We start from the raw sequence: 25,448 nt of genomic DNA on the forward strand, positions 1-25,448 counted from the left end.
CGGGCAAATTAACAGGAGTCATTATGTTTTCAGGTTTACCCGCGCTCAGCTATGAGCAGCAACAGCAGGCCGTCGAGCGCATTCAGGAACTGATGGCGCAGGGGATGAGCAGTGGCCAGGCGATCGGTCTGGTGGCGGCGGAGATCCGCAGCACCCACACCGGCGGCCACGTTGCGGTGATGTTCGACGACGATGAAGAGGACTATGTCGCCGATCCAGACCGTGACGATAAAGACGACGAAGACGAAGACGACCAGTACTGAATCATTATCATTGCTCCGGATCGGGGTGCCGGCCTGCCGCACCTGGCCGATCCGCACCAAGACGAGGGCGCGCGTAGCGCCGCTGCCCCCGCCCCGACTGTGCGCCGGTGTTACTTCGCGGCGATCACTTTGATCTCAACCAGATACTGCGGGTGCATCAGATTAGCCTGCACCGTACAGCGCACCGGCGCGTTGCCCGGTGATACCCACGCATCCCACGCCCGGTTCATGGCGGCGAAGTCCTCTTTGTTCACCAGGAAAATGGTCGCATCCAGAATGCGGCTCTTATCGGATCCGGCGCGCGCCAGGATGCGGTCGATCACCGCCAGCGCGTTGGCGGTCTGGGCTTCCGCGTCGGCGTCGAGGTTTTCCGGCACGCTGGTGTAGTAAATGGTGTCGTTGTGAATGACGGCTTCCGACATGCGGTGCTCGGGGTCGAGACGTTCAATGGTCATGTGCTGCTCCTTTTGCAGAATGCGAAACCGCGCTAGCCTGGCATAAAGGGCCGGTTGCTGTCACGCCGCATTGCAACGCGGTGGCAGGGTGTGCAGACGCACTACGGGCATTTTTCCCCCTTTGCTGCCCGCAGGCGGTAGCCCATCCCCCGCAGGGCCGGTGCCGCCTGCTTTTGCATCAGTCGGGCAATACTGACATAATCCACAGTAGTTTTTAGTAGCCGGTGAGGTAATGTGGCAGACGATTTTGCAGTAGACGGCGCGCTGGCGAAGGCGATTCCCGGCTTTAAACCGCGTGAGCCGCAGCGGCTGATGGCCGCTGCCGTTGAGCGGGCGATTGACGGTCGCCACGAGCTGGTGGTGGAAGCGGGGACCGGGACCGGCAAAACTTACGCCTACCTGGCTCCGGCGCTGCGCGCCGGCAAAAAAGTGATCGTTTCCACCGGTTCCAAGGCGCTGCAGGATCAGCTCTACAGCCGTGACCTGCCCACCGTGGCAAAGGCGCTGAAGTTTAAAGGGCAGCTGGCGTTGCTGAAAGGGCGCTCCAACTACCTCTGCCTGGAACGGCTGGAGCAGCAGTCGCTGGCCGGCGGCGATCTGGCGGTGCAGGCGATGAGCGACCTCGTACACCTGCGCGGCTGGTCAAATGAAACCGTCGAAGGCGACATCAGCACCTGCGGTGGCGTGGCGGAAGACAGCCCGATCTGGCCGCTGGTGACCAGCACCAACGATAACTGCCTTGGCAGCGACTGCCCGCAGTATAAAGAGTGCTTTGTGGTTAAGGCGCGCCGTAAGGCGATGGAGGCCGACGTGATCGTGGTCAACCATCACCTGTTCCTCGCCGATATGGTGGTTAAGGAGAGCGGCTTTGCCGAACTGATCCCCGAGGCTGACGTGATGATCTTCGATGAAGCCCATCAGGTACCGGACATTGCCAGCCAGTATTTTGGTCAGCAGCTCTCCAGCCGCCAGCTGCTGGACCTCGCCAAAGACATCACCATTGCTTACCGCACCGAAGTGCGTGACGTGCAGCAGCTGCAGAAATCCGCTGACCGGCTGGCGCAGGCGGCTGCTGATTTCCGCCTGGCGCTGGGCGATCCCGGCTTTCGCGGTAACCTGCGCGATCTGCTGGCGGATAAAAACATTCAGCGCGCGCTGCTGCTGCTGGACGATGCGCTGGAGCTCTGTTACGACGTGGCTAAACTGTCGCTGGGCCGCTCGGCGCTGCTCGACGCGGCCTTTGAGCGCGCGGCGCTCTACCGTGGCCGGCTTAAGCGGCTGAAACAGGTTGACCAGCCGGGCTTCAGCTACTGGTACGAATGTAACGCCCGCCACTTTATTCTGGCGCTGACCCCGCTCTCCGTCTCCGAACGCTTCCGTGAGGTGATGGACGAGCGCCCGGCCAGCTGGATCTTCACCTCGGCCACCCTGGCGGTCAACGGCCAGATGGGGCACTTCGTCGAGCGGCTGGGCGTTGGCGAGGCCGAGACGCTGATCCTCGACAGCCCGTTTGACTACGCGCAGCAGGCGCTGCTGTGCGTGCCGCGTAACCTGCCGGTGCCCAACCAGCCGGGTGGCGCACGGCTGCTGGCGCGCACGCTACGCCCGCTGATCGAGGCCAACGGCGGGCGCTGCTTCTTTCTCTGTACCTCGCATCAGGTGATGCGCGAGGTGGCTGCGGAGTTTCGCGCCACCCTGACGCTGCCGGTGCTGCTGCAGGGGGAGACCAGCAAAGGCCAGCTGCTGCATCAGTTCGTCAGCCTGGGTAACGCGCTGCTGGTGGCCACCAGCAGCTTCTGGGAAGGGGTGGACGTGCGCGGCGACGTGCTGTCGCTGGTGATCATTGACAAGCTGCCGTTCACCTCACCGGACGATCCGCTGCTGAAGGCGCGCATGGAAGACTGTAAGCTGCGCGGCGGCGAGCCTTTTGACGACGTGCAGCTGCCGGATGCGGTGATCACCCTGAAGCAGGGGGTGGGGCGGCTGATCCGCGACGTCTCCGATCGCGGCGTGCTGGTGATCTGCGACGGGCGGCTGGTGATGCGCCCGTACGGTGCGGTGTTTTTAAACAGCCTGCCGCCGGCGCCGCGCACCCGCGATCTGGCCCGCGCCATCGACTTTCTTAAACCGCTGACGCAGCAGTAATTCACCGCGCGCTATGCTATCATGCGCGCCGAAAAATTTTATCCCCAGAGGTTGCGATGTCCACGCGAATTTTAGCCATTGATACCGCCACGGAAGCCTGCTCGGTTGCGTTGCTCAACGGCCAGCAGCAGCTGGCGCATTTTGAACTCTGCGCCCGCGAACATACCCAGCGCATTCTGCCGCTGGTGCAGCAGATCCTGCAGCAGGGTGAACTGCAGCTGCAGCAGCTTGACGCGCTGGCGTTTGGCCGCGGGCCGGGCAGCTTTACCGGCGTACGCATTGGAATAGGTATCGCGCAGGGGCTGGCGCTGGGTGCCGGGCTGCCGCTGGTGGGTGTCTCCACGCTGAAAACCATGGCCGAGAGCGCCTGGCGGCTGCACGGGGCAACCCGGGTGCTGGTGGCGATCGACGCCCGCATGGGGGAAGTCTACTGGGCGGAATATCAGCGCGATGCGCACGGCGTCTGGCAGGGTGAGCAGAGTGAAGCGGTGTTGAAACCGGAGGCCGCCGCGGCGCGGATGGCGGCGCTGGAGGGTGACTGGGCCTGCGCCGGTACCGGCTGGAAGGCCTGGCCGCAGCTGGCAGAGGCCAGCCCGCTGACGCTGACGATGAGTTCGGTAGAGCTGCCGTGCGCGCAGGATATGCTGCCGCTGGCCGTACAGGCGCTGGCCGCGGGCCTGAGCGTAGCACCGGAACACGCCGAGCCGACCTATCTGCGCAATGAAGTGGCGTGGAAAAAATTACCGGGCCGCGACTAACGTTACGGCAACTATTTGCAGCGCGTGCAGTCAAAAGAGTGATGTTATCAGGGGAGAACAACATAATGCGTAGAACCGCTCTTTTACCCGGCAGCCTGCTGCTGGCGGCCGCGCTGCTGCTGGCCGGCTGCGTCAGCGTGCCGGATTCGATCAAAGGTTCGTCGCCGGTGCCGCAGCAGGACCTGGCCCGCGTGCTGGGCGCGCCGCAGCTGTTTACCGGCCAGGAGTCGCGCTTCGGCGGCAAGGTGGTCAACGTGCTCAACCAGACCGGTAAAACCCGGCTGGAGATCGCCGCCATGCCGCTGGATGAGGGGGCCCGTCCGCGTCTGGGGTCCGCCTCGATCGGCCGCATTTATGCCGACATTAACGGCTTTGTCGATCCGGTCGATTTCCGCGACCAGATGGTGACGGTGGTCGGCCCGATCAAAGGCACCGAGAAGGGCAGCATCAACGGCGCGTCCTATAACTTTGTGGTGGTTAACGTTAGCGGCTACCAGCGCTGGCACCGGGTGCAGCAGATTGTTTCACCACCGGCACCGATCGACCCGTGGATCTGGTACGGACCGGGCTATCGCCACCGTGGCGGCTACTGGGGGCCACCACCGGCCTTCTATTACAATACCGGCCCTTCCCAGGTACAGACCATTCTGACCGAATAGGCGGCCTGTGCGGACTGATTCACGGCATATCCGCTGTGTGATGGCGGATATGCCTTTTTTTTATCTGTTTTCTCCCTGACGGAGAAATTTAGTGATGGGCTTCGCAACCTCTTAACAGTTTGCTCAGCAAACTGGTACGCTGAGTTAAAATAATGTTAACAAATGCCGACGTGCCGAGGCTGCGATGACAACCAATAATAGTTTCCGAGGTGATAGCTTGCATAAGGTTTGGTTAAAACGTTACCCCGCCGATGTTCCGGCTGAAATTAATGCCGATCGTTATGCTTCTCTAATCGACCTGTTCGAGTACGCTTCTGCCCGTTACGCGCAGCAGACCGCCTTTATCAATATGGGCCAGAGCATGACCTACGCGCAGCTGGACGCGCGCAGCCGGGCGTTCGCCGCCTACCTGCAGCAGGAGCTGGGGTTGAAGAAGGGCGACCGCGTGGCGCTGATGATGCCAAACCTGCTGCAGTATCCGGTGGCGTTGTTCGGCGTGTTGCGCGCCGGTATGATCGTGGTCAACGTTAATCCGCTGTACACCCCGCGCGAGCTGGAGCATCAGCTCAACGACAGCGGTGCCAGCGCGATTGTTATCGTCTCGAATTTTGCCCATACGCTGGAAAAAGTGGTGGCCCGCACCGCGGTCAAACACGTGATCCTCACCCGGCTGGGTGACCAGCTTTCGCCGGTCAAAGGCACGCTGGTGAATTTTGTGGTCAGATACATTAAAAAAATGGTGCCGAAGTACCATCTGCCGGGGGCGATTTCGTTCCGCCACGTGCTGCAGCGCGGCGCAGAACTGCCTTATCAGAAACCGGCGATTACCAACGACGACCTGGCGTTTCTGCAGTATACCGGCGGCACCACTGGCGTGGCCAAAGGGGCGATGCTTACCCATCGCAATATGCAGGCCAACCTCGAACAGAGCCGCGCCACCTATGGCTCACTGCTGAAAGAGGGGCAGGAGACGGTGGTCACCGCGCTGCCGCTGTACCATATCTTTGCGCTGACGGTGAACTGCCTGCTGTTTATCGATCTGGGCGGGGCCAACCTGCTGATCACCAATCCTCGCGATATCCCGGGGCTGGTGAAGGAGCTGGCGCGCTATCCTTTCACCGCCATCACCGGGGTGAACACCCTGTTTAACGCGCTGCTCAACGACGCCAACTTTAATCAGCTCGATTTCTCGTCCCTCAGCCTGTCGGCAGGCGGCGGCATGGCGGTACAAAAGGCGGTCGCCGAGCGCTGGGAAAAGCTCACCGGCCACTATCTGCTGGAGGGCTACGGCCTGACGGAGTGCTCGCCGCTGGTCTCGGTGAACCCCTATGATATTAAGTGCCACAACGGCAGCATCGGCCTGCCGGTGCCCTCGACCGACATCCGCCTGGTCGATGACGCCGGCAACGACGTGCCGGAAGGGGAGCCGGGCGAGCTGTGCATTAAAGGGCCGCAGGTGATGCTCGGCTACTGGCAGCGGCCGGACGCCACCGACGAGGTGATGAGAAACGGTTGGCTTCGCAGCGGCGATATTGTTACCGTTGACCCTGAAGGCTTTATGCGTATTATCGATCGCAAAAAAGATATGATCCTCGTCTCCGGCTTTAACGTCTATCCGAATGAGATTGAAGACGTGCTGATGCTGCATCCTAAGGTGCGCGAAGCCGCTGCCATTGGCGTACCGAGCGAGGTCAGTGGTGAAGCGGTCAAAATTTGCGTGGTTAAGAAGGATCCGTCGCTGAGCGAACAGGAGCTGATCGCCCACTGCAAAAAACACCTGACCGGCTATAAGGTGCCGAGGATCGTGGAATTCCGCGACGAGCTGCCCAAAACCAACGTCGGCAAGATCCTGCGCCGTGAACTGCGGGATGAAGTCATTAAACAGGCCGGCTCAACGGCGGCCTGAACAGAAAACCTAACGGCCGGGGTCCCGGCCGTTAACCGTTAATGCCAGCTGACCGCGGCCTGAACCAGCGCTGCGGCGAGAGAATGCAATTTTGAATTACACCATGATCACCACCGATGACGCGCTGGCCGAAGTCTGCCTGCGTGCCCGTCAGGTACCCGCGCTGGCGCTGGATACCGAATTTGTCCGTACCCGTACCTACTATCCCCGCCTTGGCTTGATCCAGCTATTTGACGGCGAAACCATCTCGCTGATTGACCCGCTCACCATCGGTGACTGGACGCCGTTCCGCGACCTGCTGCTGGACGCCGGGGTAACCAAGTTTCTGCACGCCGGTAGCGAAGATCTTGAGGTGTTTCTGCACCAGTTTGGCGTGCTGCCGCAGCCGATGATCGACACCCAGATCCTCGCGGCGTTCAGCGGACGTCCGCTCAGCTGCGGCTTTGCCACCATCGTCGAGTCTTTTACCGGCATCGCGCTGGACAAGAGCGAGTCGCGTACCGACTGGCTGGCGCGCCCGCTGACCGAAAAACAGTGCGTCTACGCGGCGGCGGACGTCTTCTATCTGCTGCCGGTTGCCCACAAGCTGATGGCGGAAACCGAGGCCGCCGGCCAGATGGCCGCCGCGCTGGATGAGTGCCGCCTGCTGTGTCAGCGCCGCACCGCCCAGCTCGATCCGCAGGAAGCCTGGCGTGAAATGACCAATGCATGGCAGCTGCGTCCGCGTCAGCTGGCGGCACTGCGTCTGCTGGGAGCCTGGCGGCTGAACCTGGCACGTGAAAAAGATATGGCGGTTAATTTTGTGGTGCGCGAAGAGAACCTGTGGAAGGTAGCGCGCTATCTGCCGGGTTCGCTCGGTGAACTGGAGCACCTGGGCGTACCGGGGCAGGAGATCCGCTTCCACGGTCGCGCGCTGCTGGCGCTGGTGGCTCAGGCGGAGGCCCTGCCGGAAGAGGCGCTGCCGGCTCCGCTGGTAAATCTGATCGATCAGCCGCAGTACAAACAGATATTTAAGGCGCTGAAGGCGCTGGTGGCCGAGACGGCAGAAAAGCACGGCGTCAGCCCTGAGCTGCTGGCGTCACGCCGTCAGATCAATCAGCTGCTGAGCTGGTACTGGAAGTTAAAACCGCAGGAGCATAAGCCGGAGCTGGTGGATGGCTGGCGCGGGGCGCTGCTGGAGCCGGAGATCAACCGCCTGCTGGCGGCGGGTTAAACGCGATATTCCCCTGCCTGACAGCAGGGGAATATCATGAGCAGCCGTCGGTCATTTCGGGGCGTCTTCCGCTTCCGGTAAGGTGACGTTCAGCTCGAGAATCGAAATATCATCCTCTTTTTGATCCAGCTTCACGCTCAGCATCTCCGGGTCAATCTTCACGTAACGGCAGATCACCTCCAACAGATCTTTCTTCAGCTGCGGCAGATAGTGGGGCTCACTGTCGCCCCTCCTGCGTTCTGCAACGATGATCTGCAGCCGTTCCTTGGCTATGTTGGCTGTGTTCTTTTTTCGGGATAAAAAGAAATCGAGTAAGGCCATGGTTTATCCCCCAAACAGGCGTTTCAGGAAACCCTTCTTCTCTTCTTCAATGAAGCGGAAGGGACGTTCTTCTCCGAGCAGGCGGGCAACGGTATCGGCATAGGCTTTGCCGGCATCAGACTCGGCATCAAGGATCACCGGTTCACCCTGGTTGGAGGCGCGCAGCACGGACTGGTCTTCCGGAATAACGCCGGCCAGCGGGATGCGCAGAATTTCCAGCACGTCTTCCATGCTCAGCATATCACCACGGCTGACGCGGCCCGGATTGTAGCGGGTCAGCAGCAGGTGCTCTTTAATCGGGTCCTGGCTGTTTTCGGCCCGGCGGGATTTTGACGAAAGGATCCCCAGAATACGGTCCGAATCGCGTACCGAAGAGACTTCCGGGTTGGTGGTGATAATGGCTTCGTCGGCGAAATAGAGCGCCATCAGCGCACCGGTTTCGATGCCGGCCGGCGAGTCACAGACGATAAAATCAAAGTCCATCTTGCCGAGATCGTCCAGCACCTTCTCCACGCCGTCGCGGGTCAACGCGTCTTTATCACGGGTTTGCGACGCCGGCAGGATAAACAGGTTTTCGGTACGTTTGTCTTTAATTAACGCCTGGTTCAGCGTGGCATCACCCTGAATTACGTTAACAAAGTCATACACCACGCGCCGCTCGCAGCCCATGATCAGATCCAGGTTGCGCAGACCAATGTCGAAATCGATCACCACGGTCTTTTTACCTTTCTGCGCTAAACCGGTAGCGATGGCCGCGCTGGAGGTGGTTTTACCGACGCCTCCTTTACCAGATGTAACAACAATAATGCGTGCCATAAAATGATTTTCCTTAAGAAAAGAAAAGAGTGAGCCTTGCTCAGTTCAGTGTCTGTATAGTCAATGCGCCGTCTGCAAGACGCAGACGGGACGCTTTCCCAAAAAACTCAGCCGGAATTTGATCCATAATCCAGTATTCACCGGCGATAGAGACCAGCTCGGCTGACAGGTGGGTACAAAAAATCTGGCAATTTTTATCACCGCCGGCACCGGCCAGGGCCCTGCCGCGCATCATGCCGTAAATATGAATATTGCCATCCGCAATCAGCTCTGCGCCGGCACTCACGTTATTGGTGACGATCAGGTCACAGTTTTTGGCATAGATTTGTTGCCCGGAACGGACAGGGGTAGCGATCACCCGGGTACGGGCGCTCTCTTCAACCGGTTCAGGCACCGCGACCGGTGCAGGCGCAGGTTCAGGGGCCGGCTCCGGCTTCTGCTCCTTGCCTTCGCTCAACACCGGCAGCCCGGAACGGGCAATGATGCGCTTCAGCTGTTCATCTTTACAGCCGCTGATGCCGACAATGTGCAACCCGGTAGACAGGATCGCCTGCTGCATCAGCCGCCAGTTAATGTTGTTTGGCAGCGCAGAGACGTTGACCACAACCGGCGCATTTTTCAGAAACGCCGGTGCCTGACTCACCTTCGCCGCCAGCGCTCTGCGCACGGTTTCAGGATCGGTGTGGTGCAAATGAACGACTGACAGCGTGAAACTGCTGCCTTTAAACTCGATTGGCGATTGTGACATCTGTCCCGCTCAGTCCTGTTATTTCTCATCCTTACTTAATCGGCGGCACGTTGTGCCAGCTAATCATGGCAGGACAATATTCCGAAGGTCTGCAAGCATGTTATAGTTACTGTAATATTCAGGCAAGTCACCTTCCAGGTTAATTCGAGTAAAAAATATGTTTTGTGTGATCTACAGAAGTCCAAAGCGCGACCAGACTTATCTTTATGTCGAAAAAAAGGACGATTTCTCGCGGGTGCCTGAGGCGCTGATGCAGGGGTTCGGTAAGCCGCAGCTGGCGATGCTGTTGCCGCTGGACGGCAGCCGCAAGCTGGTTAGCGCAGATATTGATAAGGTTAAAACCGCATTACGCGATGAGGGTTTTTATTTACAAATCCCACCGCCGATTGAAAGCCTGCTTAAGAGCCATCTGAAAAATGAGGATGGCGTTAAATAACGTTCATTTGCAGCCTGCTGTCCGCTGCTCATTTACGCTTTAAAACAATTTCTGTCGCCCGGCACCGGGCAATCGGGCTTATTATTTTGTTCAGGGTATCGGCACATCGCCGGTGCGGCCGCACACTTAACGCGCGATGGTCGTCGCCAAGGCTGACCGCTCGCGCATCATGCAGGGGAACAGTATGTATCAGCATCACAACTGGCAGGGCGCGTTGTTGGATTATCCGGTGAGCAAGGTGGTCTGCGTCGGAAGCAACTATGCCAGACACATTAAAGAGATGGGCAGCGTCACCCCGACCGAGCCGGTGCTGTTTATCAAGCCGGAAACGGCGCTGTGCGACATCAAACAGCCGCTGTCGATTCCGGCTAACCTCGGTGCGGTGCACCATGAAGTCGAGCTGGCGGTGCTGATCGGCGCAACGCTGAAGCAGGCGACGGAAGCACACGTGGCGCAGGCGATTGCCGGTTACGGCGTGGCGCTGGATCTGACGCTGCGTGACGTGCAGGCGGGGTGTAAAAAAGCCGGCCAGCCGTGGGAAAAAGCCAAGGCCTTTGACAACTCCTGCCCGATCTCCGGTTTTATCCCCGTCGCTGAATTTGACCATGACCCGCAGAACGTCGAACTGCAGCTGGTCGTCAACGGCGAGCTCCGTCAGCAGGGCAGCACCGCGGATATGATCCACCGCATCCTGCCGCTGATTGCCTATATGAGCCAGTTCTTTACCCTGCGCGCCGGGGACGTAATCCTGACCGGCACGCCGGAGGGCGTCGGGCCGATGGTGTCCGGTGACCGTCTGGAGGTATCGCTGGGAGGCCGCAGCCTCACTACCCGCGTACTGTAACCCTGCCATGGTGCTGCCGCCCTTGCGGCAGCCTGAAACCCCGCCCTTGCATCCGACCGCCAAACCCTCTATAAGAGTCGGGTTTTTTACACTTAAGCGGATCCCAACATGACTGATACCCCTTTCTGGCAGCGTAAAACGCTGGAACAAATGAGCGACGAAGAGTGGGAGTCCTTGTGTGACGGCTGTGGCCAGTGCTGCCTGAACAAGCTGCAGGATGCGGACACCGATGAAATCTATTTCACCAACGTCGCCTGTAACCAGCTCAATATTAAAACCTGCCAGTGCCGTAACTACGAGCGGCGTTTTGAGCTGGAAGAGGACTGTATCAAACTGACGCGGGATAATCTGCCGACCTTCGCCTGGCTGCCGCCCAGCTGCGCCTATCGTGTGCTGGCAGAGGGCAAGACGCTGCCGGCGTGGCACCCGCTGCGCCACGGTTCGCGCGCGGCGATGCATGCGGCGCGCATTTCGGTGCGCCATATTGCGGTGCATGAGAGTGAAGTGGTGGACTGGGAAGAGCACATCATTAACCGCCCGCGCTGGTACGGCAAATAATTAGGGGAGATCTGAGCCAGCGCACTGGCTCAGACGGTATCAGCGGTTGAACAGATCGCGGCGTTTCGGCCGGAAGGCCTGGGCAATCAGCACCAGCACGCCGGCCAGCAGGTAGGCGGCAAAAATGCCCACCATCCACTGTGGCATGCTCAGCGTCAGGAAGGTCCAGCCTTTTTCAGCACAGTCGCCGCTGGCAACAAACACCGACGGCAGCCACTTGTCCAGCGGCAGCCAGGACGGGAAGCGCGCGGCAAAATCACAGGTGACAAACGGAGAAGGGTGAAGCTGCATCATGGTATGTTCCCAGGAGAGACGCACCCCTTCCCAGGCACTGTAAAGCCAGACCGCAATCGCTACCCAGCGCAGCGGCGTTTTTGGCGCAACGGCCCCGACGATGCCGGCACCCATCACACCAAACAGCGCGCAGCGCTCATAAATACACATTACGCACGGTTTTAGCCCCATCACGTGTTGAAAGTACAGCGCAACCATTTCAAGTAAAAAAGCCGTAAACGCCATCAACAGCCAGGCGCCCCGGCCGTACGAGCAGCGATTCAAATATCTCAACATAAGTCTGTCCATGTAGTAAGCGTTGAACCGGCAGTGTAAACCAAAACGCCGGCGATGAGAGCCTCGGCACCCTAAATTTTAAGCATCAGGATGACCTGAATTAAACTTCGGTTTAAAAAACGTTGCCTGCAGCGCACGTGGGCGGTTCAGCCGCTGGCGACCCCGCTAACCGGACCCGTTTGGGCGGTAAACAGGTGAAACCGCGTTGCTTTTTTTTGCAGGGGATCGCCTTTTTACGTAGTGGCTAACTAGGTGTTGCAGGGGGGGTCTGCTATGATGAGCTGAAATTTTGTAGCCGGAAACAAAACGCTATGGTTATTAAGGCGCAGAGCCCTGCGGGTTTCGCTGAAGAGTACATTATTGAAAGTATCTGGAACAGCCGTTTCCCGCCAGGTTCTATTCTTCCCGCCGAACGCGAACTCTCTGAGCTGATTGGGGTAACACGTACCACGCTGCGTGAAGTGCTGCAGCGCCTGGCGCGTGACGGCTGGCTGACAATTCAGCACGGCAAACCAACCAAAGTGAACAACTTCTGGGAAACCTCCGGCCTGAATATTCTGGAAACTCTGGCGCGGCTTGACCACGACAGCGTGCCGCAGTTAATTGACAACCTGCTCTCCGTTCGCACCAATATTTCGTCGATCTTTATCCGTCGTGCGATTCACAACCACCCGGATAAAGCGCGTGAGGTGCTGGAGACGGCAGCACTGGCGGACGATCACGCCGAAGCCTACACCGAACTTGATTACAACATCTTCCGTGGGCTGGCCTTCGCGTCAGGCAACCCTATTTACGGGCTAATCCTCAACGGACTGAAGGGGTTGTATACCCGCGTCGGGCGCCACTACTTCTCCAATCCGGAAGCCCGGCAGCTGGCGCGAGATTTCTATCAGCAGCTGCTCGGCTACTGCCAGAGCGGTGACTATGAACAGGTGGTGGACAGCGTGCGTGACTACGGCCGCCGCAGCGGTGAGATCTGGCACGCCATGCAGGTCAACATGCCGACCGATCTGCCGCCGCCGCGCCGCTAAGCGGAACGCCCAGTAAAAAGCCGGTCAGCGTAAGCTGACCGGCTTTTTTCATGCGGGCTGCGTTACAGCGGGACACCCGGCCGCGGCGGGCAGCGGTCGAGCAGTTCGGTACCGCCATCTTCATTCTGCTGCTCCAGGTGCACGTCAAACCCCCACAGGCGGTGGACGTGTTTCAACACTTCACGGCGGCTTTTGTCCAGCGGCGCGCGGTTGTGCGGCACGTAGCGCAGCGTCAGCGAACGATCGCCGCGCAGATCGACGTCCCATACCTGAATATTCGGCTCCAGATTGCTCAGATTGTACTGCGCCGACAGCTGCTGGCGGATGGCGCGGTAGCCGGCCTCGTCGTGGATCGCCGCGATCTCCAGGTAGTTATTGCGGTCATCGTCCATCACCGTAAACAGGCGCAGGTCACGCATCACCTTTGGCGACAGGAACTGGCTGATAAAGCTCTCATCCTTAAACTCGCGCATCGCAAAGTGCAGCGTCTCCAGCCAGTCCTTACCGGCAATGTCCGGGAACCAGTAACGGTCCTCCTCGGTAGGCTCCTGACAGATGCGCTTAATATCCTGGAACATGGCAAAGCCGAGCGCGTAGGGGTTAATGCCGTTATACCACTGGCTGTTATACGGCGGCTGAAACACCACGTTGGTGTGGCTGTGCAGAAACTCCAGCATAAAGCGTTCGGACACTTTGCCCTCGTCATAGAGATGGTTGAGGATAGTGTAGTGCCAGAAGGTGGCCCAGCCTTCGTTCATCACCTGGGTCTGCTTCTGCGGGTAAAAATACTGGCTGACCTTTCTGACGATGCGTAGGCACTCACGCTGCCAGGGTTCGAGCAGCGGGGCGTTTTTCTCCATAAAGTACAGCAGGTTCTCCTGCGGCTCGGCCGGATAGCGCGCGGCAGCAAACTGTGCCTCTTCGCGCTCGCGCCGCGGCAGGGTGCGCCACAGCATATTCACCTGGCTCTGCAGATATTCCTCACGGCTTTTCTGCCGCGCTTTCTCCTCCTGCAGGGAGATTTTTTGCGGGCGTTTATAACGGTCGACGCCGTAGTTCATCAGCGCGTGGCAGGAGTCCAGCAGGCGTTCCACCTGTTCCTGGCCGTAGCGCTCCTCACATTCGCTGATGTAGTTACGGGCAAAAATCAGATAATCGACGATCGAGCTGGCGTCCGTCCAGCTGCGGAACAGATAGTTATTTTTGAAGAAGGAGTTATGGCCATAACAGGCGTGCGCCATCACCAGCGCCTGCATGGTGATGGTGTTTTCTTCCATCAGGTAGGCGATGCAGGGGTTAGAGTTGATGACGATCTCATAGGCCAGCCCCTGTTGCCCGTGCTTATAACGCTGTTCGGTTTCGATAAACTTTTTACCAAACGACCAGTGGGCGTAGTTGATCGGCATGCCGACGCTCGAGTAGGCATCCATCATCTGCTCGGAGGTGATCACCTCAATCTGATGGGGGTAGGTGTCCAGGCGGTAAGATTTCGCTACCCGGTCGATCTCTTTCAAATAGACGTCCAGCAGGTCGAAGGTCCAGTCGGGACCGTCACTGAGGCGTTGGCGGGTCGTGGTTGGCTGGTCAAAGATCATGGTCATAGCGCACCCCTTTTTATAAAACCGGTATCTGCGGTACTTCACGTAGCGGCAAAACGTCCGTTTTCATGGCAACGCGCTGGCGTGAAAACACGCGTGGCGGGTCTGGAATTAAAGCCAGTCTTCTCAATGATAGTTCACTGTCTCTTATCCCTGTGCTGAAAACAAATGAAATATTTGGCAGAAAATACAGAGTCGTTATAAAAAAGACCGCAACATAATGTGAAAGCTGATTTTGATGGTCATTTTCAGAATAAAGTTCTGTATATAAGCGCAAACTATGGTGCAATAACTTTCTGCTGAAATTGGGTTTTTTTGTCCTGAAAATGGCTTTCTGATGCTGATAAGGCCGGTAAAGCAGGATTTTTGACTTAATTGTGTGGGGTATCTTGTTTTTTTTCACTGAAACTGTGAAAAATATGTGAAATTTACTGCGGTGGTCTGTGGGTGGTCATTGGTGTTTTACACCGCCAATCAGGCCAGGTTGCAGTGAAATACCCTTTCAACCTGTTATGCGGAGTCGCTATGCGTATTGTCATCCTTGGGAGTGGAGTGGTTGGCGTGGCCAGCGCCTGGTATCTGGCCCAGGCCGGCCATCAGGTCACGGTTATCGATCGCCAGTCGGGTGCGGCGCTGGAAACCAGCGCGGGCAACGCCGGACAGATCTCTCCCGGCTATGCCGCCCCCTGGGCCGCGCCCGGCGTGCCGCTGAAAGCGGTGAAGTGGATGTTCCAGCGCCACGCGCCGCTGGCGATCCGCCTCGACGGCAGCCGCTTCCAGCTGCAGTGGATGTGGCAGATGCTGCGCAACTGCGATATGCGCCACTATCAGCAGAACAAAGCCCGTATGGTTCGTATCGCTGAGTACAGTCGTGACTGCCTGAAAACGTTGCGCGAGCAGACCGGAATCGCCTATGAAGGCCGCCAGGGCGGCACCCTGCAGCTGTTCCGCACCGAGCAGCAGTTCCTTAGCGCCAGCAAGGATATTGCGGTGCTGAAAGAGGCGGGGGTGCCTTATCAGCTTCTGGAGGCCGCCGGGCTGGCCAGCGTCGAGCCGGCGCTGGCGGCGACCGCGCACAAGCTGACCGGCGGTCTGCGCCTGCCCAACGATGAAACAGGGGACTGCCAGCTGTTCACCCAACGGCTGGCGGCGATGGCGGCGGAGGCCGGCGTCACCTTCCGCTACAACCTGAGCATCGACGCGCTGCTGCAGGAGGGCAATCAGATCTGCGGGGTGAAGTGCGGCGATGAGATTATCACCGCCGACAGCTACGTGGTGGCGCTGGGGTCGTTTTCCACCGGGCTGCTGGACAATCTGGTGAAGGTGCCGGTCTATCCGCTGAAGGGCTACTCGCTGACCATTCCAATCCGCGATGAGCAGGCCGCGCCGGTCTCTACGGTGCTGGATGAAACCTATAAAGTGGCGATTACCCGTTTTGATAACCGCATCCGCGTCGGCGGCATGGCCGAAATCGTCGGGTTTAACAGCCAGCTGCTGCCGGCACGCCGCGCCACGCTGGAGATGGTGGTGCGCGATCTCTATCCGCAGGGCGGGCATATTGAACAGGCTACGTTCTGGAGCGGGCTGCGCCCGATGACGCCGGATGGTACGCCGATTGTCGGTCGTACCCCATTGAAAAACCTGTTCCTTAATACCGGTCATGGTACTCTGGGCTGGACGATGGCCTGCGGATCCGGCCAGCTGCTGGCGGACCTGATCTCCGGTAAAACACCGGATATTGCCGCCGACGACCTGTCGGTGATGCGCTATCTGCCCGGCTATACCCCGGCCGTTCGCCCCCTGCACAGCGCGCCTGTGCGTTAACTTATCGTATTGCTGGTACAAGGAGTTACTATGTCACGCCCGATTGTCGCAACGATTGACAGCGCCGCGTTGCGGCATAACCTGGCGGTCGCCCGCCGCGCGGCCGCGGGTTCGCGCCTGTGGTCGGTGGTGAAGGCCAACGCTTACGGTCACGGTATCGAACGCGTCTGGCAGAGCCTGCAGGAGACCGACGGCTTCGCCCTGCTGAACCTGGAAGAGGCGGTGCTGCTGCGCGAGCTGGGGTGGCAAAAACCGATCCTGCTGCTGGAGGGGTTCTTCCATTCACAGGATCTGGCGCTACTGGACCGCTACCGGCTGACCACCAGCGTGCACAGCGCGTGGCAGATTGCGGCGCTGGCCGAGGCCCGACTCAGCGCGCCGATTGATATCTACCTGAAGGTGAACAGCGGCATGAACCGCCTTGGCTTCCCGCCTGAGCAGGTGCATCAGGCGTGGCAGCAGCTGCGCGCGCTGGACAACGTCGGTGAGATGACGCTGATGGCACATTTCGCCGCCGCCGAAACCGCAGAGGGCATCGTTGAGCCGTTAAAGCGCATTGAGCAGGCGGCAGAAGGATTACAGTGCCCGCGCTCGCTGGCCAACTCGGCAGCCACGCTGTGGCACCCACACACCCATCATGACTGGGTGCGCCCCGGCATTATCCTTTATGGCGCGTCACCCAGCGGTCAGTGGCAGGACATCGCCGACAGCGGGCTGCAGCCGGTGATGACCTTAAGCAGCGAGATTATCGGCGTGCAGCAGCTGAACGCAGGCGACGCAGTCGGCTACGGCGGCCACTACCGCGCGGCCTCTGCCCAGCGCATCGGCGTGGTGGCATGCGGTTATGCCGATGGCTATCCGCGCCTGTCGCCGACCGGCACGCCGGTGTGCGTGGAGGGTGTGATGACGCAGGTCGTCGGCCGGGTGTCGATGGATATGATCACTGTCGACCTGACGCCGTGCCCGCAGGCGGGTATCGGCAGCAAGGTTGAGCTGTGGGGCAATAACGTGAAGATAGACGATGTGGCTGCGGCGTCCGGTACCGTGGGCTACGAGCTGATGTGCGCGCTGGCCCCACGGGTACCGGTTATCGTAAAGTAACGATCAGAGCGCGGTAATCGTACCGCGCGCTGATTTGCTGGTGCGCCAGGCGAAAAACGCCAGCAGCGCGCCCAGCAGCATCATCAGCGCCAGCGCGTTCTTCTCCGCCAGCGGCAGCGCCATCACCAGCAGACCCGCCGACGATCCCCCTGCCATCTGAATAAACCCGGCCAGCGCCGAGGCCACACCGGCCTGCTGCTGGTAAGGCTCCAGCGCGTAGCTGGTAGCCGGGCCGACGGTAAAGGCCAGACCGGCTACCGACACCGCCACCGGCAGCATATACAGCGCCCAGTGGTTCTGCAGACTTGCCGGGAACAGCAGCATGCCGCCGATCAGCATCGCGCACCCCAGCAGCATCGCCAGCGCGCCGATGGCCAGGCACACCGGCCGCCCCAGCTTGCGGATCACCTTATTGACCACCACGCTGACGGCCATAATCCAGAAGCCGTTGGCGCCGAAGGCGATGGAGAACGCCAGCGGGCTGAGCCGGCCTTCGGTCATCAGCACGTGCGGCGCCAGCGAGACGTAGGTCAGCACCATACCCAGCGCGCCGGCGTTAGCAAAGGCGAAGGCAAGGAAGCGCCGCTGGCGCAGGATCGCCAGGTACTGCCCCAGCGGCAGGCCGCTGACCTTCTGCGTGTTGGCCGGGCGGGTTTCGGGCAGGAAAAACACTACCAGCACGCCGATCGCCACCGCGTAGGCGGTGAGGAACCAGAAGTTCGCACGCCAGCCAAAGGCTTCCGCGAGGATACCTCCAAGCAGCGGGGCCAGCGCCGGCACGATATTCAGCGCGCCGTTGAGAAAACCGTAGGCGCGCGCCGCGTCGTCACCGTCCAGGCGGTCGCGGACGCCGCTGAAGGCCACCACGGCGGTACAGCATACGGCGCAGCCCTGGATAATGCGCGCGCCGAGGAACTGCGGCCAGGCGGTGGCGGTGGCGGCGAGGATGCTGCCGCCGACGTAGAGCAGCAGGCCGATCAGGGCGATCGGTTTACGTCCGAGATTATCCACCAGCGGGCCGGCAACGATCTGCCCCAGCCCCATCACCAGCAGAAACAGCGGGATGGTGGTCTGGATCAGGCTGACCGGGGTGTTCAGCCCGGCGGCGATCTCCGGCAAGGTGGGCAGATAGAGATCGATGCCCAGCGGTGCAAGCAGCACCAGGCTGAGCAGCAGCAGCGTGAATTTTTGCATAACAGGCAGGTGTCCATTTTGAAGCGAGCCGCACAGGGTAGTTTTAAGCGCAGGAAAAGAAAAGCAAAAAGTGAAAATAAGTCAGGGTAAACCTGACTGCGTTACGGGCGGGCTGATTACCGTTCATGGCGTTAAACGGTAATCAGCCGGCTTCAGGCGGGTTTATTGAGGATCCAGCGGTCGGACGATGTATCGTAATGGCCCAGCGCCAGATCGACGGATTTGCCATCGACGATCGCCGGTACGCTGGTCTGCGCGTCCCATCCGTCCAGCTGCACGCACAGCCCCGGATTGGTGTGGCAGGGGATGCTGACGGTGTTGAAATGCTGCCCGTCCAGCTCGGCGTCGACCACGTCATAGCGACCAATTTTGACGATATTTCCCATGCTTTACTCCTCAGTTAAACAACATCAGCAGTAAGCATAGTGGCTAATTGCCGCACAGGGGCGGCAATTAGCCAGGATTAATCCCGATCTTCCTGCACCCGAACGCCAATCTTAACGATTTCATTGTCCGCTTTCTCTGCCACGGTCCAGACCATGTTTTTCCACTCTACCTGGTCCCCGACCACCGGTGCGCCGCCGATCATCTCCAGCACCAGCTGCCCCAGCGTCTGCTGGGTATCGGTCTCTTCATCCAGATCGATGCCGTAAATTTCGGAGATATCATGCAAACGCGCGGTGGCCTGCAGAATAAAGTCGCCGAAGAAGCGCTGGTCCATCGCCAGCGGCGGCGACTCGCTGAACAGCTTACCGAGGTCCGGCAGGTCGCGTTCGCGGCCGATCACGCAGAGCACGTCGCCCTCGCGCAGGCGGGTGTTACCGGTCGGGTGCAGCAGCTGGTTGTCGCGGAACAGCGCGGCAATGCGCGTTTCGCGCGGCATTTTCAGATCGCGCAGCGCGGCACCGACGCACCACTTATCGGCACCCAGCTGGTAGACGAACTGCTCCCACGGGTTCTCCGGGTGGATATCCAGCCCGACGCGCGAGATCGGCGAGGCGGTCGGCGGCACGATCACCCGCGCCTTACGCGCGGCGTAGCCGAGCGAGGTGCCCTGAACCATCAGCGACACCAGCACCACGAAGAAGGCGATATTAAAGAACAGCGATGCGTGCGGCAGGCCCGCCATCATCGGGAATACCGCCAGGATAATCGGTACCGCGCCGCGCAGCCCCACCCAGCTGATAAAGAAGCGTTCGCGGATATTGAAGCCGCGGAACGGCAGCAGGCCGACCAGAATTGACAGCGGGCGGGCGACCAGAATCAGCCACAGCGACAGCAGCATCGCCGGCAGGGCGATACTCCACAGATCGGCCGGATTGACCAGCAGCCCGAGCACCAGGAACATGCCGATCTGGCTCAGCCAGGCCATGCCGTCAAAGGTCTGCAGAATGCCGTGGCGGTTGCGGATCGGCCGGTTGCCCAGCACAAAGCCGCACAGGTAAACCGCCAGAATGCCGCTGCCCTCCATCACCGTGGTCAGGGCGAACACCAGGATGCCACCGCTGACCGCCAGCAGCGGATAGAGGCCGCTGGCGAGAGGAATACGGTTAATCAGCTGCTGAATGCCCCAGCCGCCGCCCATGCCCAGCACGATGCCGAGGCCAAACTGCTGCACCAGGTGCACGACAAACATCCAGCTCAGTCCGGTCTGCCCCTGCTGGATCATCTCAATCAGCGTGATGGTCAGAAACACCGCCATCGGGTCATTGCTGCCGGACTCAATCTCCAGCGTGGCGCTGACGCGCTCGTTAAGGCCTTTACCGCCGAGCAGGGAGAACACCGCCGCGGCGTCGGTAGAGCCGATAATCGCCCCGACCAGGAAGCCGTTGATCAGGTTCAGGTCAAACAGCCAGGCCGCCGCCAGCCCGGTCAGCCCGGCGGTGATCAGCACGCCGACGGTGGCCAGCGACAGCGCCGGCCCCAGCGCGACGCGAAACGAACTGGCCTGGGTGCGCATGCCGCCGTCCAGCAGGATCACCGCCAGCGCCAGGTTACTGATCAGATAGGCGGCCGGATAGTTATCAAAAACGATGCCGCCGATGCCATCGACGCCGGCCAGCATGCCCAGCGCAAGGAAGATCACCAGAATCGGAATGCCGAGGCGGGATGAGAAAGAACTGAGCAGAATGCTTGCGGCAACCAGCACTGAACCAATGATAAATAAACTGTAAATCGCGCTGGCTTCCAATCGGGGCTACTCCTGGCAGTGATATGATTTTTTAACAGTGTGTTTTAAGTGCGGGTAAAAAGTCAAAAACTGAACGCCAGTCTACCCCAATCAGCGCAGAGAACGGCACTCTGCAACAGGGTAACCTAAAAAAAGCACGCTAAACGGCCGCTGAGGGGATAAGTTTGCTTTTTTTTCAGCGGATTGCTGACAGGACCGGCGGCGGGGAGCCGCCGGTAGGGCAGGAGGTTAATAGCTCTCTTCCACCTGTTTGCGGAACAGTTCACGGAACACCGGATAGATATCCTCCGGCTCACGTATATGCTGAATGGCAAAATTATCGAAGGTTGACTGCAGATGTTCATATTCGCGCCACAGGGTCTGGTGCGCACGTCGGGTAATTTCGATATAGCTGTAGTAACGCACCACCGGCAGGATCTCTTTCGCCAGAATCTGATGACAGAGCGGCGAATCATCCGCCCAGTTATCGCCGTCAGAGGCCTGTGCGGCGTAGATATTCCACTGCGCCGGGTCGTAGCGCTCTTTTACCACCTCCGCCATCAGCTTCAGCGCGCTGGAAACGATGGTGCCTCCGGTTTCCTGTGAATAGAAAAACTCCTGTTCATCGACCTCTTTCGCCTGCGTATGGTGGCGAATATAGACCACGTCGACGTTCTTGTAGGTGCGGCTCAGGAACAGATAGAGCAGGATATAAAAACGTTTGGCCATATCCTTGGTGGCCTGATCCATCGAGCCGGACACGTCCATCAGGCAGAACATCACCGCGCGGCTGGACGGCTCCGGGCGCTTCTCATAGTTGCGGTAGCGCAGGTCAAAGGTATCGATAAACGGCACCCGCTGAATGCGGGCGCGCAGTTCCGCAATCTCCTGGCGCAGCCGCTCCTCTTCCAGCAGCTGCGCCGGCTCGCTGGTTTCCGCCAGCTGCAGTTCGGCTTCCAGCTCCTGCAGCAGACGTCGCTTGCCGGCGGTCATTGCCGTACGCCGTGCCAGCGAGTTCTGCAGCGAGCGCACCACGCTGATATTCGCCGGTACGCCGTTGGCGGTATACCCCGCGCGGTGGGTTTTGTACTCGTTAAGCTGACGATGCTGGTTGCGCTTCAGGTTCGGCAGCGCCAGGTCCTCGAACAGCAGGTCGAGGTACTCATCTTTGGAAATCTGGAAAACAAATTCATCCTGACCTTCGCCGTCCTTGCCGGCCTGGCCCTGACCGCCACCGCCGCCACCGCCGCCGCCCTGTGGCCGCTCTACGCGATCGTTCTGCACGAAATGGTCGTTGCCGGGGTGCACGCGGTAACGCTCCCCGCCGCGCCCCTGGTGAAAAATCGGTTCGTTGATGTCTTCAATCGGGATCGAGACGGACTCGCCGCTCTCAACGTCGGTAACCGAACGCTTGTTAATGGCCCCGGCGATTGACTGTTTAATTTGCGACTTGTAGCGGCGCAAAAAACGCTGGCGGTTAACCGCGCTTTTGTTTTTGCCGTTCAGTCGCCTGTCGATAAAGTAGGCCATAGCTCCCCCAAACACCGTTGCAGCTCGGGCCGGAGGTGAACCCCCGGCCCGTTGTCAGGCATATCCTGTGCAGGATAGCGCCGGTTACGATGATTTTCTTACCCGCAGATACCATTCGCACAGCAGGCGCACCTGTTTACGCGTATAGCCTTTCTCCATCATGCGGTCGACAAAGTCATCGTGCTTTTTCTGCTCGTCGGTCGAGGTTTTCGCATTAAACGAGATCACCGGCAGCAGCTCCTCGGTATTGGAAAACATCTTCTTCTCGATCACGGTGCGCAGTTTTTCGTAGCTGGTCCAGTTTGGATTGCGGCCGCTGTTGTGCGCCCGGGCGCGCAGCACAAAGTTAACGATCTCATTACGGAAGTCTTTCGGGTTACTGATCCCGGCCGGCTTCTCAATTTTCTCCAGCTCGGCGTTCAGCGCTTCGCGGTCAAACAGCTGGCCGGTATCCGGGTCGCGGTACTCCTGATCCTGGATCCAGAAGTCGGCATAGCTGACGTAACGGTCGAAGATGTTCTGGCCGTACTCGGAATACGACTCCAGGTAGGCGGTCTGGATCTCCTTGCCGATAAACTCGGCGTACTTCGGAATCAGGTAGCCCTTCAGGTGTTCCAGATACTTCTCCGCCTGATCCTGCGGGAACTGCTCGCGGTCGATCTGCTGCTCCAGCACGTAGAACAGATGCACCGGGTTGGCCGCCACTTCCGCGTGATCGAAGTTAAACACCCGCGAGAGGATTTTAAAGGCAAAACGGGTGGATAAGCCGTTCATCCCTTCATCCACGCCGGCGTAATCGCGATACTCCTGATATGATTTGGCCTTCGGATCGGTATCCTTCAGGCTTTCGCCGTCGTACACGCGCATTTTCGAGTAGGTGCTGGAGTTCTCAGGCTCTTTCAGGCGTGAAAGGATTGAGAAGCGGGCCAGCGTTTCCAGCGTGCCGGGCGCGCAGGGTGCATGGGTCAGCTCGCTGTTGACCAGCAGCTTCTCGTAAATTTTCATCTCTTCAGACACGCGCAGGCAGTAAGGCACCTTGACGATATAGACGCGGTCGAGGAAGGCTTCGTTATTCTTGTTGTTGCGGAAGGTCACCCACTCCGATTCGTTGGAGTGCGCAAGGATAATACCGTTAAACGGCAGGGCGGAGATGCCCTCGGTACCGTTATAGTTGCCTTCCTGAGTGGCGGTCAGCAGCGGATGCAGCACCTTGATCGGCGCTTTAAACATCTCGACGAACTCCATAATCCCCTGGTTAGCCCGGCACAGCGCGCCGGAATAGCCGTAGGCGTCCGGATCGTTCTGCGCGTGGTTCTCCAGCTTGCGGATGTCAACTTTACCCACTAGTGCGGAGATATCCTGATTGTTTTCATCGCCCGGTTCGGTTTTGGCAATCGCCAGCTGTTCCAGAATTGACGGCCAGACCTTCACTACTTTGAAGCGGGTAATATCGCCGCCGAAGTCGTGCAGGCGTTTAGCGGCCCACGGTGACATGATGGTGCCAAGGTAACGGCGCGGAACGCTGTACTCTTTTTCCAGAATCTGCGCATCCTCCTGCGGATTAAACAGGCACAGAGGATGGTCGTTAACCGGGCTTCGTTCGCCGTCGGCGCTCAGCACGTAGATCGGCACGCGCTGCATCAGCGACTTCAGGCGTTCTGCCAGCGAGGATTTACCGCCGCCGACCGGGCCAAGCAGATAGAGGATCTGTTTTTTCTCTTCCAGGCCCTGGGCAGCATGTTTGAGGTAGGAGACGATCTGTTCAATTGCCTCTTCCATGCCGTAGAACTCTTCAAACGCCGGATAACGCGCAATCACGCGGTTGGAAAACAGACGGGAAAGACGCGGCTCCTGGGCAGTATCGACCATCACTGGCTCACCAATCGCCATTAACAGTCGTTCCGCCGCATTGGCGTAAGCACTGCGATCTTGCCGGCAAATGGTAAGATATTCCTGCAGTGTGAACTCTTCGTCCTTGGCAGCTTCGTAGCGCTGACGATAGTGATCGAATATATTCATAGAGATGCCCGTCCTGTTAGAATCATTGGGAACACAAGGGTCAAACTGTATTTCTCAGTTATGCCAACCAATCGAATCAAGGTCAAAAATGCGTCTGGGTCCTTATTGTTATGAGCGTGTATCCTCGAAAGATCAAGTATTAACGGGCAACGCATAATCTGAATGGAGCTCACATTTTGTGCGAGAATTAGCATAAAATACTGCTAAAATGTCACTATTCAGAAGATGAGTGGTGAATGTGACGGTGTCAGGCTTTAAAGATGCGAATATAACCACCGCGGCAATGGTTGGTAAATTCTTGTATGCCAGAGTCGATCACAAAATGGCACAGAAGCTAACGCATTCCATAGCTTACCGCTGTGGCGATCGGGCAATGCGCAGGGGAGGGTGCAACTATCACCTGGTAAATTATCCCGGCAGGACATTAGCGTGGTTAATTGATTCTAAGTGCTGTATTTGATGTAAATTTATTACCAACTGCGTATTCCTGGTTAGAATGTTAAGTCTGTCGTTTTTATTTATGGATCGAATTACTTGTGAGCTACGTAAAACTCTCTGTCCTGAGCAGCGCCGTTTCGCTCTGCCTGGCGTCCTCTTTCGCCCACGCTGCCCCGTTAACCCTTGGCGCTTCGCTGCTGTACAGCGAAAGCCCGTACAAAAGCGGCCAGGACCGTTACTATCCGGTCCCGGTAATCAACTACGACGGTGACAGCTTCTATCTTAAGAGCCTGCAGGCGGGCTACTACCTGTGGAAAGATCCGACTAATCAGCTGTCGCTGACGGTGCTGGGTTCGCCGCAGAACTTCGACCCGAACGACGTTGATGATGGCGACATGCGCGAGCTGAACAAGCGCCGCTGGACGCTGATGGGCGGCCTGGCTTATCGGCACAGCGCGGACTGGGGTATCGTGCGCACCACGCTGGTCGGCGATATGCTGGACAACAGCAACGGGATCATCTGGGACTTGACCTACCTGTACCGCTTTGAGTTCGGTCAGTTCAGCCTGACGCCGGGCATCGGTGCGCTGTGGAACAGTTCAAATCAGAACGATTACTACTACGGCGTCTCGTCTGGCGAATCTCAGCGTAGTGGCCTGAACCGCTATGAGGCCGATGACAGCTGGAGCCCCTATCTGGAGCTGACCGGCGCATGGAGCATCAGCGAGCACTGGAATGCCACCGTCTCCGGCCGCTACATGCGCCTGGGCGATGAGATTAAAGACAGCCCGATGGTTGATAAGAGTTCCCAGATGCTGCTGTGGACCGGGATCAGCTACACCTTCTGATAC

Annotated in this window: 24 protein-coding genes; 13 read left to right on the plus strand and 11 right to left on the minus strand. The window is 59.0% G+C overall.

Annotated features, from left to right (window positions below; all coding sequences use genetic code 11):
- The first annotated feature begins 23 nt into the window (after nt 1–23).
- The gene (locus tag ASF13_RS22270; protein ID WP_056242029.1) at nt 24–263 is read left to right on the plus strand and encodes a YoaH family protein; all 240 of its coding nucleotides are present in this window, start codon (nt 24–26) and stop codon (nt 261–263) included.
- Nucleotides 264–373: 110 nt separating this feature from the next.
- Here the strand turns inward: ASF13_RS22270 and ASF13_RS22275 are convergent, their stop codons facing one another.
- Nucleotides 374–718, minus strand: coding sequence for a RidA family protein (locus ASF13_RS22275; protein WP_056242032.1), 345 nt, complete (start codon nt 716–718; stop codon nt 374–376).
- A gap of 234 nt (nt 719–952) precedes the next feature.
- Here ASF13_RS22275 and ASF13_RS22280 point away from each other — a divergent pair, with 234 nt between their 5' ends.
- From ASF13_RS22280 to rnd, 5 genes are all read left to right on the plus strand, one after another.
- A complete protein-coding gene (locus ASF13_RS22280; protein ID WP_056242035.1) occupies nt 953–2,863 on the plus strand; it encodes an ATP-dependent DNA helicase in 1,911 nt (636 codons plus the stop codon).
- A 56-nt stretch (nt 2,864–2,919) separates the two neighbouring features.
- Nucleotides 2,920–3,621 (plus strand): tRNA (adenosine(37)-N6)-threonylcarbamoyltransferase complex dimerization subunit type 1 TsaB, encoded by a 702-nt coding sequence (gene tsaB / locus ASF13_RS22285; protein WP_056242038.1) that lies wholly within the window; start codon nt 2,920–2,922, stop codon nt 3,619–3,621.
- A 65-nt stretch (nt 3,622–3,686) separates the two neighbouring features.
- Nucleotides 3,687–4,280: a Slp/YeaY family lipoprotein gene (locus ASF13_RS22290; RefSeq protein ID WP_056242041.1), complete on the plus strand. Its 594-nt coding sequence runs from the start codon at nt 3,687–3,689 to the stop codon at nt 4,278–4,280.
- A gap of 217 nt (nt 4,281–4,497) precedes the next feature.
- Nucleotides 4,498–6,186, plus strand: a complete 1,689-nt coding sequence (fadD, locus tag ASF13_RS22295) for a long-chain-fatty-acid--CoA ligase FadD (RefSeq protein ID WP_146005465.1) — start codon at nt 4,498–4,500, stop codon at nt 6,184–6,186.
- Nucleotides 6,187–6,289: 103 nt separating this feature from the next.
- The gene (gene rnd / locus ASF13_RS22300; protein ID WP_056242046.1) at nt 6,290–7,399 is read left to right on the plus strand and encodes a ribonuclease D; all 1,110 of its coding nucleotides are present in this window, start codon (nt 6,290–6,292) and stop codon (nt 7,397–7,399) included.
- A gap of 51 nt (nt 7,400–7,450) precedes the next feature.
- On the opposite strand, the gene minE is transcribed toward rnd, so the two are convergent.
- From minE to minC, 3 genes are read right to left on the minus strand one after another with little or no spacing between them, the layout of a single operon-like run.
- Nucleotides 7,451–7,720 (minus strand): cell division topological specificity factor MinE, encoded by a 270-nt coding sequence (gene minE / locus ASF13_RS22305; protein WP_056242049.1) that lies wholly within the window; start codon nt 7,718–7,720, stop codon nt 7,451–7,453.
- A gap of 3 nt (nt 7,721–7,723) precedes the next feature.
- Entirely contained in the window at nt 7,724–8,536 is an 813-nt protein-coding gene (gene minD, locus ASF13_RS22310) for a septum site-determining protein MinD (RefSeq protein ID WP_056242053.1), read from the minus strand.
- A 40-nt stretch (nt 8,537–8,576) separates the two neighbouring features.
- Complete coding sequence (gene minC / locus ASF13_RS22315) at nt 8,577–9,284, minus strand: septum site-determining protein MinC (RefSeq protein WP_056242057.1); 708 nt, start codon at nt 9,282–9,284, stop codon at nt 8,577–8,579.
- A 157-nt stretch (nt 9,285–9,441) separates the two neighbouring features.
- Between minC and ASF13_RS22320 the strand changes: the two genes are divergently transcribed.
- The 3 genes from ASF13_RS22320 (at nt 9,442) to ASF13_RS22330 (ending at nt 11,122) form a co-directional block, all read left to right on the plus strand.
- Nucleotides 9,442–9,720: a YcgL domain-containing protein gene (locus ASF13_RS22320; RefSeq protein ID WP_056242060.1), complete on the plus strand. Its 279-nt coding sequence runs from the start codon at nt 9,442–9,444 to the stop codon at nt 9,718–9,720.
- A 184-nt stretch (nt 9,721–9,904) separates the two neighbouring features.
- Entirely contained in the window at nt 9,905–10,564 is a 660-nt protein-coding gene (locus tag ASF13_RS22325) for a fumarylacetoacetate hydrolase family protein (RefSeq protein ID WP_056242064.1), read from the plus strand.
- A gap of 108 nt (nt 10,565–10,672) precedes the next feature.
- Complete coding sequence (locus ASF13_RS22330) at nt 10,673–11,122, plus strand: YcgN family cysteine cluster protein (RefSeq protein ID WP_056242068.1); 450 nt, start codon at nt 10,673–10,675, stop codon at nt 11,120–11,122.
- A 39-nt stretch (nt 11,123–11,161) separates the two neighbouring features.
- On the opposite strand, the gene dsbB is transcribed toward ASF13_RS22330, so the two are convergent.
- Nucleotides 11,162–11,692, minus strand: coding sequence for a disulfide bond formation protein DsbB (dsbB, locus tag ASF13_RS22335; RefSeq protein WP_056242072.1), 531 nt, complete (start codon nt 11,690–11,692; stop codon nt 11,162–11,164).
- Between the two features lie 311 nt (nt 11,693–12,003).
- On the opposite strand from dsbB, the gene fadR reads away from it, so the two are divergent.
- Nucleotides 12,004–12,723 (plus strand): fatty acid metabolism transcriptional regulator FadR, encoded by a 720-nt coding sequence (fadR, locus tag ASF13_RS22340; RefSeq protein WP_056242074.1) that lies wholly within the window; start codon nt 12,004–12,006, stop codon nt 12,721–12,723.
- A gap of 62 nt (nt 12,724–12,785) precedes the next feature.
- Here the strand turns inward: fadR and ASF13_RS22345 are convergent, their stop codons facing one another.
- Entirely contained in the window at nt 12,786–14,324 is a 1,539-nt protein-coding gene (locus tag ASF13_RS22345; protein ID WP_056242077.1) for a SpoVR family protein, read from the minus strand.
- 522 nt (nt 14,325–14,846) lie between these two features.
- On the opposite strand from ASF13_RS22345, the gene ASF13_RS22350 reads away from it, so the two are divergent.
- Together ASF13_RS22350 and dadX are read left to right on the plus strand one after the other, a co-directional pair.
- Nucleotides 14,847–16,145 (plus strand): D-amino acid dehydrogenase, encoded by a 1,299-nt coding sequence (locus tag ASF13_RS22350; RefSeq protein WP_056242081.1) that lies wholly within the window; start codon nt 14,847–14,849, stop codon nt 16,143–16,145.
- Nucleotides 16,146–16,175: 30 nt separating this feature from the next.
- On the plus strand, nt 16,176–17,246 hold the full coding sequence (dadX, locus tag ASF13_RS22355; protein ID WP_056242084.1) for a catabolic alanine racemase DadX: 1,071 nt from the start codon (nt 16,176–16,178) through the stop codon (nt 17,244–17,246).
- A gap of 3 nt (nt 17,247–17,249) precedes the next feature.
- Here dadX and ASF13_RS22360 read toward each other — a convergent pair whose 3' ends face one another.
- From ASF13_RS22360 to yeaG, 5 genes are all read right to left on the minus strand, one after another.
- The gene (locus ASF13_RS22360; RefSeq protein WP_056242088.1) at nt 17,250–18,440 is read right to left on the minus strand and encodes a multidrug effflux MFS transporter; all 1,191 of its coding nucleotides are present in this window, start codon (nt 18,438–18,440) and stop codon (nt 17,250–17,252) included.
- A 152-nt stretch (nt 18,441–18,592) separates the two neighbouring features.
- Nucleotides 18,593–18,826 carry a DUF1480 family protein gene (locus tag ASF13_RS22365; RefSeq protein WP_056242090.1) on the minus strand — a complete coding sequence of 78 codons (234 nt, stop codon included), beginning with the start codon at nt 18,824–18,826 and terminating at the stop codon, nt 18,593–18,595.
- Between the two features lie 77 nt (nt 18,827–18,903).
- Nucleotides 18,904–20,631, minus strand: a complete 1,728-nt coding sequence (locus ASF13_RS22370) for a potassium/proton antiporter (protein WP_056242093.1) — start codon at nt 20,629–20,631, stop codon at nt 18,904–18,906.
- 228 nt (nt 20,632–20,859) lie between these two features.
- Nucleotides 20,860–22,140 (minus strand): YeaH/YhbH family protein, encoded by a 1,281-nt coding sequence (locus ASF13_RS22375; RefSeq protein WP_056242095.1) that lies wholly within the window; start codon nt 22,138–22,140, stop codon nt 20,860–20,862.
- An 84-nt stretch (nt 22,141–22,224) separates the two neighbouring features.
- Nucleotides 22,225–24,159 (minus strand): protein kinase YeaG, encoded by a 1,935-nt coding sequence (gene yeaG / locus ASF13_RS22380; protein WP_056242098.1) that lies wholly within the window; start codon nt 24,157–24,159, stop codon nt 22,225–22,227.
- Nucleotides 24,160–24,719: 560 nt separating this feature from the next.
- Here yeaG and ASF13_RS22385 point away from each other — a divergent pair.
- Entirely contained in the window at nt 24,720–25,445 is a 726-nt protein-coding gene (locus ASF13_RS22385; RefSeq protein ID WP_369814412.1) for a MipA/OmpV family protein, read from the plus strand.
- The last annotated feature ends 3 nt before the right edge of the window (nt 25,446–25,448 follow it).

Source organism: Erwinia sp. Leaf53 (genome assembly GCF_001422605.1).
Classification (GTDB): domain Bacteria; phylum Pseudomonadota; class Gammaproteobacteria; order Enterobacterales; family Enterobacteriaceae; genus Erwinia.

Bases quoted from the DNA above. Each gene is read 5' to 3' on its own strand.
- dadX (WP_056242084.1), top strand. From the start codon at position 16,176: ATGTCACGCCCGATTGTCGCAACGATTGACAGCGCCGCGTTGCGGCAT.
- ASF13_RS22290 (WP_056242041.1), top strand. From the start codon at position 3,687: ATGCGTAGAACCGCTCTTTTACCCGGCAGCCTGCTGCTGGCGGCCGCG.
- ASF13_RS22345 (WP_056242077.1), bottom strand. From the start codon at position 14,324: ATGACCATGATCTTTGACCAGCCAACCACGACCCGCCAACGCCTCAGT.
- ASF13_RS22275 (WP_056242032.1), bottom strand. From the start codon at position 718: ATGACCATTGAACGTCTCGACCCCGAGCACCGCATGTCGGAAGCCGTC.
- ASF13_RS22360 (WP_056242088.1), bottom strand. From the start codon at position 18,440: ATGCAAAAATTCACGCTGCTGCTGCTCAGCCTGGTGCTGCTTGCACCG.
- dsbB (WP_056242072.1), bottom strand. From the start codon at position 11,692: ATGTTGAGATATTTGAATCGCTGCTCGTACGGCCGGGGCGCCTGGCTG.
- yeaG (WP_056242098.1), bottom strand. From the start codon at position 24,159: ATGAATATATTCGATCACTATCGTCAGCGCTACGAAGCTGCCAAGGAC.
- minE (WP_056242049.1), bottom strand. From the start codon at position 7,720: ATGGCCTTACTCGATTTCTTTTTATCCCGAAAAAAGAACACAGCCAAC.
- minD (WP_056242053.1), bottom strand. From the start codon at position 8,536: ATGGCACGCATTATTGTTGTTACATCTGGTAAAGGAGGCGTCGGTAAA.
- fadR (WP_056242074.1), top strand. From the start codon at position 12,004: ATGGTTATTAAGGCGCAGAGCCCTGCGGGTTTCGCTGAAGAGTACATT.
- ASF13_RS22325 (WP_056242064.1), top strand. From the start codon at position 9,905: ATGTATCAGCATCACAACTGGCAGGGCGCGTTGTTGGATTATCCGGTG.
- ASF13_RS22320 (WP_056242060.1), top strand. From the start codon at position 9,442: ATGTTTTGTGTGATCTACAGAAGTCCAAAGCGCGACCAGACTTATCTT.
- ASF13_RS22365 (WP_056242090.1), bottom strand. From the start codon at position 18,826: ATGGGAAATATCGTCAAAATTGGTCGCTATGACGTGGTCGACGCCGAG.
- ASF13_RS22330 (WP_056242068.1), top strand. From the start codon at position 10,673: ATGACTGATACCCCTTTCTGGCAGCGTAAAACGCTGGAACAAATGAGC.
- tsaB (WP_056242038.1), top strand. From the start codon at position 2,920: ATGTCCACGCGAATTTTAGCCATTGATACCGCCACGGAAGCCTGCTCG.
- ASF13_RS22350 (WP_056242081.1), top strand. From the start codon at position 14,847: ATGCGTATTGTCATCCTTGGGAGTGGAGTGGTTGGCGTGGCCAGCGCC.
- minC (WP_056242057.1), bottom strand. From the start codon at position 9,284: ATGTCACAATCGCCAATCGAGTTTAAAGGCAGCAGTTTCACGCTGTCA.
- ASF13_RS22270 (WP_056242029.1), top strand. From the start codon at position 24: ATGTTTTCAGGTTTACCCGCGCTCAGCTATGAGCAGCAACAGCAGGCC.
- rnd (WP_056242046.1), top strand. From the start codon at position 6,290: ATGATCACCACCGATGACGCGCTGGCCGAAGTCTGCCTGCGTGCCCGT.
- ASF13_RS22375 (WP_056242095.1), bottom strand. From the start codon at position 22,140: ATGGCCTACTTTATCGACAGGCGACTGAACGGCAAAAACAAAAGCGCG.